This is a genomic window from Bacteroides sp. 1_1_30 (assembly GCF_020982715.1).
GTDB lineage: Bacteria > Bacteroidota > Bacteroidia > Bacteroidales > Bacteroidaceae > Bacteroides > Bacteroides xylanisolvens.
Map to the genome: position 1 here is coordinate 1 of NZ_JAJKHN010000117.1, position 15,949 is coordinate 15,949.

15 protein-coding genes and 2 tRNA genes are annotated in these 15,949 nt (G+C 43.7%); 11 read left to right on the forward strand and 6 right to left on the reverse strand.

The annotated features are described in order from the left end of the window. Positions 1-371: 371 nt before the first annotated feature. Positions 372-617 (reverse strand): DUF4248 domain-containing protein, encoded by a 246-nt coding sequence (locus LPH68_RS23355; RefSeq protein WP_004297879.1) that lies wholly within the window; start codon positions 615-617, stop codon positions 372-374. A gap of 295 nt (positions 618-912) precedes the next feature. On the opposite strand from LPH68_RS23355, the gene LPH68_RS23360 reads away from it, so the two are divergent. The 3 genes from LPH68_RS23360 to LPH68_RS23370 are packed head-to-tail and all read left to right on the forward strand — an operon-like array spanning position 913 to position 2,149. Next, positions 913-1,425: an HU family DNA-binding protein gene (locus LPH68_RS23360; protein WP_008022053.1), complete on the forward strand. Its 513-nt coding sequence runs from the start codon at positions 913-915 to the stop codon at positions 1,423-1,425. Positions 1,426-1,475: 50 nt separating this feature from the next. Next, on the forward strand, positions 1,476-2,000 hold the full coding sequence (locus LPH68_RS23365) for an N-acetylmuramoyl-L-alanine amidase (RefSeq protein WP_230297168.1): 525 nt from the start codon (positions 1,476-1,478) through the stop codon (positions 1,998-2,000). 47 nt (positions 2,001-2,047) lie between these two features. After that, entirely contained in the window at positions 2,048-2,149 is a 102-nt protein-coding gene (locus tag LPH68_RS23370; protein ID WP_151433306.1) for a smalltalk protein, read from the forward strand. 89 nt (positions 2,150-2,238) lie between these two features. Here the strand turns inward: LPH68_RS23370 and LPH68_RS23375 are convergent, their stop codons facing one another. After that, positions 2,239-3,288 (reverse strand): leucine-rich repeat domain-containing protein, encoded by a 1,050-nt coding sequence (locus LPH68_RS23375; RefSeq protein WP_008770942.1) that lies wholly within the window; start codon positions 3,286-3,288, stop codon positions 2,239-2,241. A gap of 103 nt (positions 3,289-3,391) precedes the next feature. On the opposite strand from LPH68_RS23375, the gene LPH68_RS23380 reads away from it, so the two are divergent. Further along, a complete protein-coding gene (locus LPH68_RS23380; RefSeq protein ID WP_008022056.1) occupies positions 3,392-4,288 on the forward strand; it encodes a CPBP family intramembrane glutamic endopeptidase in 897 nt (298 codons plus the stop codon). Here LPH68_RS23380 and LPH68_RS23385 read toward each other — a convergent pair. Beyond that, positions 4,260-6,392 carry a Tex family protein gene (locus LPH68_RS23385; protein ID WP_008644202.1) on the reverse strand — a complete coding sequence of 711 codons (2,133 nt, stop codon included), beginning with the start codon at positions 6,390-6,392 and terminating at the stop codon, positions 4,260-4,262. The genes LPH68_RS23380 and LPH68_RS23385 overlap by 29 nt on opposite strands. A gap of 118 nt (positions 6,393-6,510) precedes the next feature. On the opposite strand from LPH68_RS23385, the gene LPH68_RS23390 reads away from it, so the two are divergent. From LPH68_RS23390 to LPH68_RS23400, 3 genes are all read left to right on the forward strand, one after another. Further along, positions 6,511-8,445, forward strand: a complete 1,935-nt coding sequence (locus LPH68_RS23390) for a HAMP domain-containing sensor histidine kinase (RefSeq protein ID WP_211420746.1) — start codon at positions 6,511-6,513, stop codon at positions 8,443-8,445. After that, positions 8,442-10,184: a bifunctional UDP-sugar hydrolase/5'-nucleotidase gene (locus tag LPH68_RS23395; RefSeq protein ID WP_230297169.1), complete on the forward strand. Its 1,743-nt coding sequence runs from the start codon at positions 8,442-8,444 to the stop codon at positions 10,182-10,184. Before LPH68_RS23390 ends, LPH68_RS23395 begins: the two co-directional genes overlap by 4 nt. A 95-nt stretch (positions 10,185-10,279) precedes the next feature. Further along, positions 10,280-11,182: an AraC family transcriptional regulator gene (locus LPH68_RS23400; protein WP_008022062.1), complete on the forward strand. Its 903-nt coding sequence runs from the start codon at positions 10,280-10,282 to the stop codon at positions 11,180-11,182. 2 nt (positions 11,183-11,184) lie between these two features. Here the strand turns inward: LPH68_RS23400 and LPH68_RS23405 are convergent, their stop codons facing one another. Further along, a complete protein-coding gene (locus LPH68_RS23405) occupies positions 11,185-11,769 on the reverse strand; it encodes a Crp/Fnr family transcriptional regulator (RefSeq protein ID WP_004316331.1) in 585 nt (194 codons plus the stop codon). Between the two features lie 15 nt (positions 11,770-11,784). Here LPH68_RS23405 and LPH68_RS23410 point away from each other — a divergent pair, with 15 nt between their 5' ends. Further along, on the forward strand, positions 11,785-12,606 hold the full coding sequence (locus tag LPH68_RS23410) for a DUF3845 domain-containing protein (RefSeq protein WP_151922979.1): 822 nt from the start codon (positions 11,785-11,787) through the stop codon (positions 12,604-12,606). A 202-nt stretch (positions 12,607-12,808) separates the two neighbouring features. Here the strand turns inward: LPH68_RS23410 and LPH68_RS23415 are convergent. Beyond that, a tRNA-Glu gene (locus LPH68_RS23415) sits at positions 12,809-12,880 on the reverse strand. Between the two features lie 67 nt (positions 12,881-12,947). Next, a tRNA-Ser gene (locus LPH68_RS23420) sits at positions 12,948-13,034 on the reverse strand. A 969-nt stretch (positions 13,035-14,003) separates the two neighbouring features. On the opposite strand from LPH68_RS23420, the gene LPH68_RS23425 reads away from it, so the two are divergent. The 3 genes from LPH68_RS23425 to LPH68_RS23435 all read left to right on the forward strand — a co-directional run. Next, a complete protein-coding gene (locus LPH68_RS23425) occupies positions 14,004-14,180 on the forward strand; it encodes a histone H1 (RefSeq protein ID WP_032532785.1) in 177 nt (58 codons plus the stop codon). A gap of 377 nt (positions 14,181-14,557) precedes the next feature. After that, entirely contained in the window at positions 14,558-14,779 is a 222-nt protein-coding gene (locus LPH68_RS23430) for a hypothetical protein (RefSeq protein ID WP_048693098.1), read from the forward strand. 878 nt (positions 14,780-15,657) lie between these two features. Further along, positions 15,658-15,949, forward strand: a 292-nt coding sequence (locus tag LPH68_RS23435; RefSeq protein WP_230297170.1) for a hypothetical protein, incomplete at its 3' end; no start/stop codon positions are given.

Consider the following 15,949-nt stretch of genomic DNA (forward strand, 5'->3'; position numbering starts at 1 on the left):
TAATTGAGGTGGAACCCCTCCACCTCAATTACACGCTTTTTCTATATAAAAAGAATATTCTCTCGCGCCTGCGCACGTGTACATTATTAAATAAGAAAACTAACAGCATTCAATAAGAAAACACACAGTCTGTTTGTCCTCAAGATACCATGTATTACACGGAGTCCTATCATAATATCGACAGGGCACAGTTGCAGGGCTGGCATTATAAAACAGATATTGGACAGAATACCCCCATAACCGCTTTTGTTTTCATTATAGCTAATCTTGATTTCATTATAGCTAATCTTGTTTTCATTATAGCTAATCTCGATTTCATTATAGCTAATTTTATTTTCGTTATAGCTAATCAGTACTTGCCCTAAAGAGATTCATGGCTCATCAAGATACCTCACGATGAGCCGCACCTGCCTTGCACTATAAGCGTGGTCGTTTTTTCCTTCGCCGCCGCTATACATTGCGTCATATAATTCCTTGTTATTTCTGATCCACTCCCTCATTTTTCGCATGGCATACACCAACGGTACATACGGATTATATAAATGTGCCAGCTCCGATTTCAAATACGGACGTATGACAAACGGCTCCTCTGCTATCTCTTCTTTTTCTGCTTTCATATCTTCGGAAAATTAATTTTATCGTATTCCAAATATACGGAAAATCTCCCGCTTGTCCAAGTGTATAAGTAAAATAAAATCACTCTGAATAAAAGTAAATACATTCTGAATGAAAGTAAGACAAACTAGGTCAAAGTAAGACAAAGTACGTCATTCCATCCCCTTATAATACACTACCTTTGAGGTATCGAAAGAAAAAGAAACAGAGCTCGTTCCTCTCTTCCGATATTGATTGCGGCAACCGCAATCTGTAATATTTATTTTTCAATTATTAATTCTCAATTTTTAATTTATCATGGCAATACCATTTAAAAGAATGGGTCGTAAAGACCCGAGAAAGGTTGATGGGGTGGTGAAGTATCATCCGCAACTTGTGACGCAGGGACAGAGTGTAGACCTGGATAAACTTGCTTACACGATGAAAGAGAAAAGTTCCCTGTCGTTGGGTGACATTCAGAGTGTGCTGACTAATCTCGTAGAAGCGATGCGTACGGCGCTGTTTGACGGTAAATCCGTCAATATCCATGATTTTGGTGTATTCAGCCTTTCCGCTACCACGCGGGGAGTGGACACGAAAGATGAGTGTACGATGAAGAACATCAAGACGGTGAACATCAATTTCCGTCCTTCGAGCAGTGTCCGTCCTAATTTGACGTCTACCCGTGCCGGTGAGAAAATCGAGTTTCTGGATCTCGACGCGCCCAAGAAAAAGAAAACCGATGGTGAAGATCCCGGTGATGAAGGTGGCGGAGACTCCGGTGGAGGTAGTGGAGGCGGTAGCGGTGAAGCTCCGGATCCGGCAGCTTAATTCGTAGAGTGCAGATAATGTTTACAACTGATAAGAAAAATAGTGGCACTATGATGAGAAAGATTGATTTGATCGTGATCCACTGTTCCGCCACCCGTGCCGACCGTTCTCTCACCCCGGATGACTTGGAGATGCAACACCGTCGGCGTGGATTTAACGGAACAGGTTATCACTACTACATCCGCAAGGATGGAACAGTGCACCTCACCCGACCGATTGAACGTATCGGTGCGCACGTGAAAGGATTTAACTTGAACAGTGTCGGTATCTGCTACGAAGGCGGTTTGGATGTCCACGGTTGTCCGGCAGACACGCGGACACCGGAACAACGGGCGGCACTCCGCTTACTGGTACATCAATTACTTGAGACTTTCCCCGGTAGCCGGGTGTGCGGTCACCGGGATTTAAGTCCCGACCGCAACGGAAACGGGGAAATCGAGCCGGAAGAATGGATCAAGGCGTGTCCGTGTTTTGAGGTGAAAGCGGAGTTTGGGGTTACCGCTGCACGACATCTTAATTCTCGACCGGACAACAACGATATGTGTCCAACCAGACACCTAGTGCGCAGGTTATAGGAAGTAATGAATCATTTAAAAAGTTCGGAAAGGAGGTGTATAGAGTTATGGCAAGTAAGAAATCCCTTTGGGATATGATTTTGAAAGTAGTCATCGCGGTGGCGTCAGCAGTAGCAGGCGTATTTGGAGCTAATGCGATGAGTCTGTAAGAAACAGAGGATTAGTTTATTTGAGAGAGGGTGCATAGGTTTTCTATTTCACCCTCTCTATTTTTTTACTCATAAAATAAATCGTATATTTATTTCTTATAAACCAACTTACTCGGAACTCCCTCCCCGAACAAGTTATCTCCCAGCGTCGTGATCTTATTTCCGGTAGCCAACACATAGCGGAGATTATCGCATCCCATAAAAGCACCGAACTCGATAGCCGTCACACTGGCCGGCAGCTCCAACGTACCGCAAAGGCGACCGCAGTTGCTAAATACACGCTGTCCGATAGATTTCAGATTATGAGGTAATTTCATATTCAACAGATACTTCTTCTGTGCGAAAGTGAAGTCGGGGATAGCCGTTGCGTTCGTTCTGGAAATATCGACAGAGACGAGATTCGGCATATAATCGCGGATCAGTTTGAAGTCGGCGTTATCCAGCTTGCCCTCAACGGTCAGGAAGTTGATGTCTCTGGGTTGCAGTCCCGCTTTCAGGATCTCTTCTTCCAGTTTGCCCATGGCGCCCACTTGCAGGGTAGTCTCTACCGGTTCCCCCTCGATAAACGCAAAGTTCTGCCATCTGTCCTTGTAGCGGTAAGAGTCGCTGCTGCCCAGGGGAACGAAGATAGCGGTAACGCTGTCTGCCAACGCTTCCGGCAACAGGTTGGGAGCTGTCTTCTTGCGGATCTGGCAGATTTTCAGGTTCTCGCAACCTTTGAAGGCGGCATCTTCGATATTCTTTGTTTTCTCCGAAAGAATCACTTTCTCCAGCGTGGCTTTGCCTTTGGTCACTCCGTCCACCACGTTCGAGAAAGCGTATGCAGGAATGAAGTTCGGCATATAAATATAGAATTTCCCGTTGGGATAAGTGCCCGCTTTTCCGCTGTACATCTTGATTTCAGCGTTCGAAATATCCAATACTTTCAGATTATCAAATTCGTCACGGAGATGGCGGAAGTCCTCCGCGTTCAGTTTGCCGGTCAGTGTGAGATGGGTGACACTGTTGGCTTCCTCTTCAGTCATCATGGAAATCAGCGTACCGGGCTTACTCACATAATACGTTTTACTCACTTGGGCGGCTGCTCCTAACGCATTAGCGGCCAATAAGAAACTTATCAATAGTAGTTTTATTTTCATAATTTTGTAGATTTGTTCTGACAAATATAGGAAAAATAGAGAATACATGATGTTTTTTTATGTTTTATATCTAATTTTGTAGCCGGATTAACAAATTGTAAAAATGGAGGCAGACAACATTGCTGGGGGCAAAGAACCCAAAAGACTTCCTGTGTGGGCTTGTATCCCGCTGTTTATTGTGATACTTTTCATCCTTCTTGGATTGTATGGTACGCTGGCCCGCGGATGTTTGTCGTTGGTGTTGGGTGTGGAAGCCCGCCATCCGGGAGTGATGGGATACATTATCCTCGAAGCCAGTATGCTGCTCGCCGTTCTGACCGCCGCCATTCCTATGCTCCGCTTCGAACGCCGTCCGTTTTCTGATTTGGGGCTCTCCTTAAAAGGACACGTCAAGGGACTGTGGTATGGCTTCCTGATGGCAATCCTGCTCTATCTGTTCGGCTTCGGAATCTCGTTCGTCTTGGGAGAGATAGAAGTCACCGGTTTCCAGTTCAAGCCGTTGGATCTGCTGGGCTCGTGGGTGTTTTTCCTGCTGGTCGCCTTGTTCGAAGAGATACTGATGCGCGGCTATATCCTCGGACGCCTATTGCATACCACCATGAATAAATTCCTGGCGCTTTTCGTCTCGGCAGCGTTATTCGCCTTTATGCACATCTTCAATCCCGAAATAGCTTTCCTGCCTATGCTCAACCTGTTGCTGGCAGGTATGCTGCTGGGAGCTTCCTATCTATATACGCGGAACTTGTGTTTCCCTATCTCGCTTCATCTTTTCTGGAATTGGATTCAAGGCCCCATCCTCGGTTATCAGGTAAGCGGAAACAACTTCACCACCAGTATGCTGACTTTGCGTATGCCCGAAGAAAACGTACTGAATGGCGGAGCCTTCGGTTTTGAAGGCTCGCTCATTTGCACAGTACTTATGATTGTATTTACGATTCTGATCGTGTGGTGGGGAGAGAAAAGAGAAGCAATCAGTCTTGCGGTACCCCGATCATGCTAAGTTGAATCCGTTTCCGGTCATAATCTACATTCATCACCCTCACCATGACGTGCTGATGGATGGACACCACTTCTGTCGGGTCGGAAATGAACCGTTCCGCTAATTGAGAAAGGTGTACAAGACCGTTCTCCTTAATTCCTATATCGACAAACGCCCCGAAATTGGTGATATTGCCTACAATGCCCGGAAGAATCATCCCTTCGCGCAAATCGGCTATGGTGCGTACGTTCTTGTCGAACTCGAAGACTTTGATAGCCTTGCGCGGGTCACGTCCCGGCTTGTCGAGCTCCTGCAGAATGTCCTGTAAGGTAGGCAGGCCGACGGTAGGAGTGATGTAGTCGGAAATATTGATCTTCCGGCGAAGTTCCTTGTCGGCTATCAACTCGTCGATGGTGCATTTCAGGTCTTTGGCCATTTGCTCTACGATGTGGTAACTTTCCGGATGCACGGCGGTATGATCCAACGGATTTTTAGCTCCGGGGATGCGAAGAAATCCTGCGCATTGCTCGAAGGCTTTGGCGCCCATGCGCGGCACTTTCATCAGTTCTTTCCGCGAACTGAAAGCTCCGTTCTCCGCCCGGTAATTGACAATGTTCTGTGCCAGTTGGGGGCCCAGACCGGATATATAAGTGAGCAGATGACTGCTTGCCGTATTGAGATTTACCCCGACCAGGTTCACGCAATTCTCTACCGTCTGGTCGAGTGCTTTCTTCAGCTTCGTCTGGTCTACATCGTGTTGGTATTGACCCACGCCGATGGACTTGGGATCTATCTTCACCAGCTCTGCCAACGGATCCATCAGGCGGCGGCCGATGGAGACTGCCCCACGCACCGTTACGTCGTAATCCGGAAACTCGTCACGAGCAATTTTGGAAGCCGAATAAATGGAAGCCCCCTGCTCGCTGACTACAAACACAGGTATCTGACGGTCGAAACTCTGACTGTTGATGAAATCTTCCGTCTCCCGGCTTGCCGTTCCGTTGCCGATGGAGATGGCTTCTATCTGGTAGGCCTCAATCATCTTGCGAAGTTTCGAAGCAGCCTCGCCGGTCTTGTTGATCGGAGGATGCGGATAGATATTCTCATTATGCAACAGATTGCCTTGTGCGTCGAGACAAACCACCTTACATCCGGTACGGAATCCGGGGTCGATGGCGAGCACCCGTTTTTGTCCCAATGGCGGAGCGAGAAGAAGTTGGCGGAGGTTTTCGGTGAATACGCGAATCGCTTCATCGTCGGCTTTCTCTTTGGATTGGGCGGCAAATTCTGTTTCAATGGAAGGCTTGAGCAACCGTTTGTAAGCATCCGTCGTGGCTTCGCCTACTTGCCGGCTACATTCGTTGTTGCCACGTACGAATTGGCGTTCCAAACGTTCGATGCAGGCCTCGTCGTCGGGATTGATAGACACTTTCAGCAACCCTTCCGACTCTGCCCGGCGGATGGCGAGCAGACGGTGGGACGTGCAACGTTTCAGTGGCTCGGAGAAATCGAAATAATCGCGGTATTTCGCTGCTTCTTCCTCTTTTCCTTTGACTAATTTGGCCGTAATCTCTGCCTGTCGCCCGAACTGGTTACGTACCGCGTTGCGGGCACGCTCGTCTTCGTTCACCTGCTCCGCGATAATGTCACGCGCACCTTTCAGCGCATCTTCCACATCTTTCACTTCGCCTTTCACAAAGGAAGCGGCTTTGGCGCTAAGGTTGTTTTCCCGTTGTAACAGCAGGATGGTGGCAAGCGGCTCCAGTCCTTTCTGGCGGGCCACTTCGGCACGTGTCTTCCGCTTGGGTTTGTAAGGGAGGTATATATCTTCCAGTTCCGTCGGGTTCCAGGTGTCGTTGATGCGTTTCTCCAGTTCCGCAGTCAGTTTGCCCTGTTCGGTGATGGTGCCGAGAATCGTTTCTTTCCGTTTGGCTATGTCGCACAACTTATCGTGTTGCTCTTTGATCTGCTCTATCTGCACCTCATCCAGCCCGCCAGTGGCTTCTTTGCGGTATCGGCTGATGAAAGGAATCGTAGCACCTTCGCCCAAAAGATGGAGCGTGCTGCTTATTTGTCTTTCCGGTATGCCCAGAAATCCGGAAATCATCTTGTGAAATAATTCCATAATTTGTATTTTTTGACAGTAAATGAGCGACAAAAATACATATAAATCTGTTAAACCCGACAAGTTTTACTATATTTGCAACTCAATTAATGAATTAACACATCAAAACTGCATTATTATGCTGGGACGTCTTGGATATTTTTTTATCTGTTTTCTTTGGCTCCTGCAGTCATCGAAGGTCTTGGCTGTCTCTAACGATAAGAAACCTATTCTGATTATCTGTTCTTATAATCCGGCAGCGCACCAAACATCGGTCACTATTTCCGATTATATGGATGAATATAGTAAGTTGGGAGGACAGCGCGACATCATCATCGAGAATATGAACTGTAAAAGCTTCTCGGAAGCTCCGCTATGGAGCAAAATGATGACACAGATTCTTGCTAAATATCAAGGGGAAAAGCATCCGGCGCAGATTATTTTGTTAGGTCAGGAAGCATGGGCCGCTTATTTGTCGCAGCGGGATGAAATGCAGGTGAAAGTGCCCGTGATGTGCAGTCTGGCCAGTAGCAACGTGGTGATATTGCCGGAAGATACCGTGGAAAGCCTGGATAGCTGGATGCCCGAATCTGTCGATCTCTTCGACGACCATCTGAATATCCCCGAACTCAAATCGGGATTTATCAACCAATATGATATAGAGGGTAATATTCAGATGATTCAAGCCTTCTATCCGAAAACGAAACACATTGCCTTTATTTCAGACAACACGTATGGCGGAGTGACCATGCAAGCATTGGTGCGAAAAGAAATGAAGAAATTCCCCGATCTGGATTTGATTCTGATGGATGGACGGAAACATTCTATTTATACCATCGTTGAGGAGTTGAGGCAACTGCCCGAAAACACGGTGATCCTGGTGGGAACATGGCGGGTGGATATGAACGAGGGGTATTTCATGAGAAATGCCACGTATGCCATGATGGAAGTTACCCCTACCATTCCGACTTTTACCCCTTCATCGGTGAGTCTCGGTCATTGGGCGATAGGAGGGGTGTTGCCCGACTACCGGAAAGTGGGTGGAGAAATGGCTATGGAGTCTGTACGGATGGATACGCACCCGCAGGATACGGCGAAACATCTTTCGGTAATCGGCTGCAAAGCGGTATTGGATAGCCGGAAGGTGAAGGAATGGGGGCTGGACCCGGCGGTATTGCCTTTTAAAGTGCAGCTTGTCAACCAGCCGGTTTCGTTCTATCAGCAATATACTTATCAGATATGGTCTGCCTGTGCTTTGTTTGTGATTTTGGTGCTCGGCTTGTGCATCTCTCTCTTCTATTATTTCCGTACGAAACGCCTGAAGGATGAGCTGCTGAAATCGGAGAAGGACTTGCGCGTAGCAAAAGACAGGGCGGAAGAGTCTAATCGTCTGAAGAGTGCTTTCCTTGCCAATATGAGCCATGAGATACGCACACCGTTGAATTCGATTGTAGGATTCTCGGATGTATTGGCCGTTGGCGGTAGTACGGAGGAGGAACAGCAGTCTTATTATCAGATTATCAAAACCAATTCGGATTTGTTGCTTCGACTGATTAACGATATTCTCGACCTTTCGCGTTTGGAGGCCAACCGGGTGACGCTGACTTGGGAGGAATGTGATGTGGTGCAGTTGTGCAGCCAGGTGGTGGCGTCTGTTAGTTTTTCGCGGCAGTCGTCGGAAAACCAGTTCTTGTTTACCACTTCTTTCGAATCTTTCCGGATGGTGACGGATGTGCAGCGTATGCAGCAAGTGATGATTAACCTGCTGTCCAACGCCAACAAGTTTACGAAATGCGGTAAGATCACATTGGACTTTTCTGTGAACGAGGAAACGCAAATGGCTGTCTTCTCGGTGACGGACACCGGATGCGGCATCCCGAAAGAAAAACAGGGACTTGTGTTCGAGCGTTTTGAGAAACTGAATGAATATGCCCAGGGTACCGGACTGGGATTGTCTATCTGTAAATTGATTGTGCACAAATGGAAAGGAAGTATATGGATCGACCCTGACTATACCGGTGGGGCGCGGTTTGTATTCTCTCATCCGTTAAATCTAAATATAGAAAAAGAATGAAACGAATCGTATTAATTTATGGCTTGCTTCTCTGCCTCGCTCTGTCTGTTGCGGCGCAGGAAAAGGTGGTGAAACTGAAGATTGTAGAAACAAGTGATGTACATGGCAATTATTATCCTTATAATTTTATAACCCGCCACGAATGGAAGGGGAGTCTCGCACGGGTTTATTCTTTCGTGCAGAAAGAGCGCGAACAATATAAGGAGAATCTGATATTGCTGGATAACGGCGATATTTTGCAGGGACAGCCCACTGCCTATTACTATAATTATATAGATACGGTGTCTCCCCATCTTTGCTCGGAAATGATGAATTATATGAAGTATGATGCCGGCAACATGGGTAACCATGACGTGGAAACGGGACGTGCCGTTTTCGACCGTTGGATCGCCACTTGTGATTTCCCTGTATTGGGTGCCAACATCATAGATACATCTACGGGACAGCCCCATCTGGCTCCTTACAAAGTGTTGGAACGTGAGGGCGTGAAGATCGTGGTATTGGGAATGATTACCCCTGCCATCCCTGCATGGCTCTCCGAAAATCTGTGGAAAGGATTGCGTTTCGACGATATGGAAGAGACGGCACGCAAATGGATGAAGGTTATCCGTGAAAAAGAGAACCCGGATTTGGTGATCGGCTTGTTCCATGCCGGACAGGAGGCTTTCAAAATGTCGGGCAAATACAACGAGAACGCTTCTCTCAACGTAGCGAAGAATGTGCCGGGATTCGATATCGTATTGATGGGGCACGATCATTCCCGCGAATGTAAGAAGGTGATGAATGTTGCCGGAGACTCGGTGTTGATTATCGATCCGGCCAGCAATGGGATTGTTTTGTCTAATGTAGATGTGACCTTGAAACTGAAAGATGGAAAGGTGCAGAGCAAGGATATCAAGGGTGTCTTGACGGAAACGGAGGCTTACGGAATCAGCGAGGACTTTATGAAGCGTTTTGCCCCGCAATATGAAACGGTGCAGAAGTTCGTTTCGAAGAAGATCGGCACTTTTACCGAAAGTATCTCCACTCATTCTGCTTTCTTCGGCCCTTCTGCCTTTATCGACCTGATACATACCTTGCAGCTCGACATCACCGGTGCCGACATCTCGTTTGCCGCTCCGCTTTCGTTTGACTCGGAAATAAAGAAGGGGGATGTATTTGTGAGTGATATGTTCAATTTATATAAGTATGAGAACATGCTGTATGTGATGACTCTGTCCGGAAAGGAGATTAAGGATTTCTTGGAGATGTCTTATTATATGTGGACGAACCGGATGAAATCGCCGGAAGATCATCTGCTCTGGTTCAAGGAGAAACGTCGTGAAGGCGCGGAGGATAGAGCGTCTTTCCAGAATTATAGTTTTAATTTCGACTCGGCTTCGGGCATTATTTATACGGTGGATGTCACTAAACCGCAGGGCGAGAAGATAACGATCACAAGCATGGCGGACGGTTCTCCTTTCCGCATGGATAAGATATATAAGGTGGCCTTGAATTCTTACCGTGGCAATGGTGGCGGAGAATTGCTGACGAAAGGGGCGGGCATCCCGCAGGAGAAGTTGAAAGACCGCATTATTTTCTCTACGGATAAGGATCTCCGTTTCTACCTGATGAATTACATTGAGGAGAAAGGAACGATGGACCCGAAAGCGCTCAATCAGTGGAAGTTTGTCCCGGAAAAGTGGACGGTGCCGGCTGCCAAACGTGATTATGAATATCTGTTCCGGTCTGTTCGATAAGTATCTAAAAGTGTTCATTATGTCCGATAATGCTCCCGATTGGCTTGTATATCTGATTAAATGCTGGTATATTTGTCGCCAAAAAAAGAGAGAGTATGGATATTCAAAGTGTTCCGAAAGTAGGTATTTCTTCGGTAGTTCATTCTAAACATATAGATGCCGACAACATTGATGTTGTTGATAATGATATAGCGCTTTTCGATACGGAGAGCGTTATATCGTTGTATAACGGGCCTACCAAACTGGAAGTGTTGACGGTGGGGCTTTGTCTGGAGGGTACCGGTACTTTTAAGATTAGTCTGCGTGAATTTCAATTGTGTCCCGGATTGATGGTGATAGCATTGCCTAATCAGATTATCGAGCAGCGGTATTTCAGTCACGATTTTAAAGGCATTTTCTTTGCTGTGTCGAAGAACTTGCTGGAGACGTTGCCTAAGATCGGAAATGTGCTTTCTTTGTTTTTCTATCTGAAAGATTATCCGTGTTTCGACCTCACTCCGCACGAGCAGGAGGTGGTGAAGGAGTATCACGCGTTTATCAGGAAACGGTTGAGGAATAAGGAGGCTTTATACCGTAGGGAAGTGGTAATGGGACTGATGCAGGGGTTCTTTTTCGAACTTTGCACTATTTTTACTAATCATGCGCCTGCAAACGCTACTACGATGAAGAACAAAAGCCGGAAAGAGTATATCTTCGAACGCTTTTATGAGTCTCTGGTGGAGTCTTACCAGTCTGAACGCAGCGTAAAATATTATGCCGACCAACTGTGTCTGACGCCGAAACATCTTTCGGGAGTCGTGAAAGAAGTCAGCGGAAAAACGGTGGGAGAGTGGATTGACGAGTTGGTGATTCTGGAAGCGAAAGCCCTCCTGAATTCTTCAAGTATGAATATACAGGAGATTGCCGACCGGCTGAATTTTGCAAACCAGTCTTTCTTCGGGAAATACTTCAAGCATTACACCGGTATGTCTCCAAAAGAATACCGGAAAAGCCGCTAAAATCATAGAACACCGGAGCGTACACGGCTTAGTGTCTCCGGTGTCATCAGAAGATAGGAAGCGATGTGTGCCAGAGGCGCGCGTTTGATGATTTCCGGATGTGTTTCGAGCAGGAGGTTATAGCGTTCGCGAGCGGATTCGAAACGCCAGGAGTCTGCTTTAACCTGTGATACAATTAAAGAGTATTCCAATATCTTTTGATAGAACATGTTGATTTCCCAGTTTTCCCTCGCTAATTTTTGTATCATGTCGCGGGGGAATAAGTAAATAATGGAAGGTTCAAGAGTTTCCACGATTAGCCGGGTGGGTACTTGTTTCAGAAAACTTTCAATGCACATCACGATACATCCTTCGTATGAGAAATGTTCGGTCACGTCTTTCCCGTTTTTGTAATAGTACTGCCTAAGCATGCCTTTTCCGACAAAAACAAGTTCGTGGGCTACTTCTCCCTCGTTTAGCGCTATGGCTCCTTTGGGGAATTCTTCACGAATCAGTATGCTTTCTATCTGCCGTCTTCCTTCTATACTCATCTCCGGAAAGCGGGAATTGACAACAGCATTTACAGTCTCTCTTAATAGTGTATCCATGTCTTTTCTGTCTTGATGTGTGCAAAAATACTAAAAACGGTTGACATAAATCAAGGGTGGTATAAAAAAGATGTATATTTGTCCGCAAAATCAAGAAGTAAGGTGATTATGAATAAGATAATAGGCTTGGCAGTGTTGCTGTTTTGTTTGAGTGGCTGCGTAAGGGATAATGATGCTATTTATTATCCGGTTGGCAACGTGGATGTGGAAAGAGGCGGTCCGGCTTTGGAGGCAGGAAAGGGAGATTTGATAGCCCGAAGTTATAATACCGAAGATTATGTGTTGGACACGCTTGCGCAATATCCGGGTGACCCGACTCTCGGTAAACTGACATTTATGATTAACCTGAAAAATCAGTCGGCGGATCAGGAAGTAGATGGATTTAATGGCGTCGGCCGGTCTAAACTAACGATGAGTCTTGGATATAAAGACGGTAACTATCCGGTAGAAAGCCAAGTCCCTGTTTATACCTCGTCTGACGTGACTGCCAGTTATGCAATCAAACTCCGCTTGAAAGGGGAATTGACCTTGACGGGAGACGAATGGATGATTGACTATGTGTATGCCCAATTAGCGGGCTTATTCCAGCCTTATCCGCCTACGTCTTTCCCGGAAGTGTTTATGTGTAAAGGAGGTGAGCAACCATTCGCTACTTTCGATTCTTTCCGTAGAACCTGGACGTTTGATATAACCTATGATCGTTCCAACCTTTCTTTCAGTCAACTGTATTTCAACTTGTTCGTAAACCTGGCTGGGCAGAAGAGGGAAGAAAGAGTCCGGTTGAGAATAGATAAAGAATCTTACTTTGAGATCTATAAAGAAAAAGAGGAAATGTAGTTTAGCTGCATTTCCTCTTTTTCTTTATAGGTAGGTACATTAATGGGATAGCGCGATATTATGCGAGATGAAAATTTGCGCAAAATTTGCACCATTTTCCTTAATAATACCCGTTTATAACGCCTAAAAACGATACTTTGATATAGATATAAGGCAATAAAAAAGCCCCTTACTTGTTAGTAAGAGGCTGATAATCAGATAGTAGTGGGTACGAGAATCGAACTCGTATTACATGCGTGAGAGGCATGTGTCCTAACCGTTAGACGAACCCACCGGAGTTTGATAGATTAAAAAGAGCCAAGTCTTTAAAACTTAGCTCTTTTTTATATTGAGATTTTTTGCGGAAGCTGGGGGATTCGAACCCCCGGTACCCTTACGAGTACGTCAGTTTAGCAAACTGGTGGTTTCAGCCACTCACCCAAACTTCCTTGAACCCGCATTCTCTCTCAAATGCGGTGCAAATATAGGGGGAACTTTTGGACTACGCAAATCTTTTAGCAAGATTTTTTTTACCTGTTTTTTGTAAAATGAGATAACCTGCTATGTTTCAAATGTTAAACGGAAGAATTTTTTTTCGAAAGCTTTTAATTTTTATCGATGGAATGGGAACTTGAAACATATTGACGCTATCCGCTTATTATAGTGACGGTATCTTCATGGGATAGGGTAAACATCCGGATGGGATAGTGACGGTATATTTGACGTAAGAAAAGGACATAAAAAAAGGCTATCTATCCCAGGTAGCTTATTTTTGCTCCCTAACTTTCTGAATATCAAATGTAAACTAAGGTCTCTGAATCGAAAAATCGCATATCAGCCTACATGAATACAATTAATAATCAAATTTTCGCAAAGACGGATGTATATAGTTTACAACTTCTAAAAGGTTAGAAATGAATTATTTCTGAAAATCCCCCCTATACAGAGCAAATTTCCTTCCTTGCCACTTCTGCAAAAAACTACATAATCTATTAATATTGAGCATTTCACCTCTATGTAGTAGTTTTATAGTGAAAGTCCAATAGCTGTACTATACTTCATCTGTCTTTGGGTGACAAAATAGAGCAAAACGTCCTATATTTGTCACTCCTTGCAAATATAGCTATTTTCCATGATTCAGTGCATTTATCTCATGATATTTTTTGCATAGGACATCAAACTTAGGAAAATCAACCTTCTAAATCCTTATACTCCATTCTTGTTTTCAGGTTATTGATTTTGTATATAAATATCTTGTTAACTGGAACTCGATGTCATGAATCAATCTCCCTTATGCAAACAAATGTGTTCGTTTGTTAAATATTCATGCTGTCAAGCAATAATTTCTGCATTCTAAAAAATAACTTTCAATCATCTGCTATCTTTGTTGCTATATTATAATCCAAATAAAAATAACGATGAAAGAACTTTTAGAAAAAATGCAGGACACTTATGAAACGTTTAAAGCAAATGCTACGCTTCAATTGGAAAAACAGAATAAGGCTGCCGGAACTCGTGCTCGTAAGGATTCTTTGATATTGGAAAAACTGGCTAAAGAATTTCGTAAAGCATCTTTGGAAGCAAGTAAAAAGTAGTTCTCTTTCTGAGTAAAGAATAAAGCTGCCATAAGTTATGTTGGTTGCTTACTTTTTTATTTATGAAAGATAAAAAATAATTCAGAGCTTCTTTTGTATATATTAAGAGTCTGATAGACTATATTGCTTATCGGATTTATTTTTTTTATTTACATTTTTTTGTGAAAAAATAATAGAGAGCGTTAGCTTTTGTCATGCACCGGAATCTGGTAAATTTCATTCATCCGCAAGACAAACAGTTTTCGCCTATGTTTGGCGTGGGCTTAACTTGTTTGCGGATAGGTTTTACCAGAACCTCGGTGCTGCAGTTATGTCCCACGTTTTCTTTTGATATATAAAAATGCTTGATGGGACTTCAGGCCAAGAATAAGAGTATTATGAAAAGTACATTATTAAATGAACTTATGAAGATTCCTAAAGATGCTACTTTGATAACAGTACAAGGTGTGGAGATGCAAGTTATAGATAAAGATGAAGCCGTGCGTTTGTTAGACTCCGATCCGAACGACAGCAACATTCATGAGTGCACATTAAGTAGCGGTCATTTCCTGTTTCAAACAGAAAACAAAATCCTCGTTTCTCTGTATAAAGTAGTATGAATACCCCAATAAAGCAGCGGTATTTCACTGATAGCATCTGGTTCCTCTTTTCTTCTTAATAGAACACTTGGAGGGAGAAAAGCCGGAATATTATGGGAAATTAATTTTATGATGACGACATTCTTCATGATGTTGCATACGATTTATCCAATAAGACTTTTTAATTAAAGTTGAATTGTTAAATCTATAACTACACACCTTCTTCTGTTTACTAATGTTTTTAATATTATTTATCAAATATTTAAAATTAAGCATATTATAACATGATCGATAATCGACAGTTTCAATAAGCATCCCTTATCTTATACCCTAAAATAAGGTGTTATAGTTTTTTGTTTATTTTGTACTTCTGACAAATACTGGTTATTGGCGGTATATGGTTACGTTTTATTTCGCAACTATATACTTGACTGTACCAGTGATTGTGTATAATGACTGGTTGGACTTTAATGTGCCAATCTGCGACTTAGCAGATTGGCATTATTAGATGAATCGGGAAAGGTAGTCACAGCAAATCTCAATGCCGTTTGCGCTATGCCATAGTTCTCGAATTACATATCAAGTATTAGTAGGGCATGCTAGGAAACTGGCATGTCCTATTTTATTTTAATAAATAAGAAAGCAAGTAATCAAGGTTTCAATGCAGATACTCATATTCTCACCTTACACAAAAAACAAGACTCTTACTTTCTTGTGAACAATCAAACTTCAAACCACTTATTTCTTTTGTTGCAGTAAAAACGCGATTATTGATACCCCAAAAGAGAAAAAATAATTCTAAGAATAAATCCTATTAAACAATTTCACATAAATAAGTGGCATTTATTGTGAAAAAGTATATATTTGCATTCACTTATATATCAATCAAACTTAACTATATGAATAACACTATCCAATACTTTACAGAATTGTTCAACAACAATCCGTTACTAAATGCATTTTCTCTCTTCTTGGCTATTTTAGGTATTATATTTACCACATATTTTTATTTTAAGAGTAAAAAAATAAGAATACCAATATATATATTGAGAACAGTGAATTTAGTACGAGAAAACGTTCAGAAAATAGATACTGTAAATATCTTATACGCAGGAAATAAAGTAGATAATTTATCGATTACTAAAATTGCTTTTTGGAATGATGGAAAGGAAACCTGTCTCTTATACACAT

What these genes read in the sequence shown, in the direction of transcription:
- LPH68_RS23375 (WP_008770942.1), bottom strand. Translation starts at nt 3,288, where the DNA reads ATGAAAATAAAACTACTATTGATAAGTTTCTTATTGGCCGCTAATGCG.
- LPH68_RS23405 (WP_004316331.1), bottom strand. Translation starts at nt 11,769, where the DNA reads ATGGATACACTATTAAGAGAGACTGTAAATGCTGTTGTCAATTCCCGC.
- LPH68_RS23385 (WP_008644202.1), bottom strand. Translation starts at nt 6,392, where the DNA reads ATGGAATTATTTCACAAGATGATTTCCGGATTTCTGGGCATACCGGAA.
- LPH68_RS23360 (WP_008022053.1), top strand. Translation starts at nt 913, where the DNA reads ATGGCAATACCATTTAAAAGAATGGGTCGTAAAGACCCGAGAAAGGTT.
- LPH68_RS23370 (WP_151433306.1), top strand. Translation starts at nt 2,048, where the DNA reads ATGGCAAGTAAGAAATCCCTTTGGGATATGATTTTGAAAGTAGTCATC.
- LPH68_RS23400 (WP_008022062.1), top strand. Translation starts at nt 10,280, where the DNA reads ATGGATATTCAAAGTGTTCCGAAAGTAGGTATTTCTTCGGTAGTTCAT.
- LPH68_RS23355 (WP_004297879.1), bottom strand. Translation starts at nt 617, where the DNA reads ATGAAAGCAGAAAAAGAAGAGATAGCAGAGGAGCCGTTTGTCATACGT.
- LPH68_RS23410 (WP_151922979.1), top strand. Translation starts at nt 11,785, where the DNA reads ATGTGTGCAAAAATACTAAAAACGGTTGACATAAATCAAGGGTGGTAT.
- LPH68_RS23390 (WP_211420746.1), top strand. Translation starts at nt 6,511, where the DNA reads ATGCTGGGACGTCTTGGATATTTTTTTATCTGTTTTCTTTGGCTCCTG.
- LPH68_RS23380 (WP_008022056.1), top strand. Translation starts at nt 3,392, where the DNA reads ATGGAGGCAGACAACATTGCTGGGGGCAAAGAACCCAAAAGACTTCCT.
- LPH68_RS23365 (WP_230297168.1), top strand. Translation starts at nt 1,476, where the DNA reads ATGATGAGAAAGATTGATTTGATCGTGATCCACTGTTCCGCCACCCGT.
- LPH68_RS23430 (WP_048693098.1), top strand. Translation starts at nt 14,558, where the DNA reads ATGAAAAGTACATTATTAAATGAACTTATGAAGATTCCTAAAGATGCT.
- LPH68_RS23395 (WP_230297169.1), top strand. Translation starts at nt 8,442, where the DNA reads ATGAAACGAATCGTATTAATTTATGGCTTGCTTCTCTGCCTCGCTCTG.
- LPH68_RS23425 (WP_032532785.1), top strand. Translation starts at nt 14,004, where the DNA reads ATGAAAGAACTTTTAGAAAAAATGCAGGACACTTATGAAACGTTTAAA.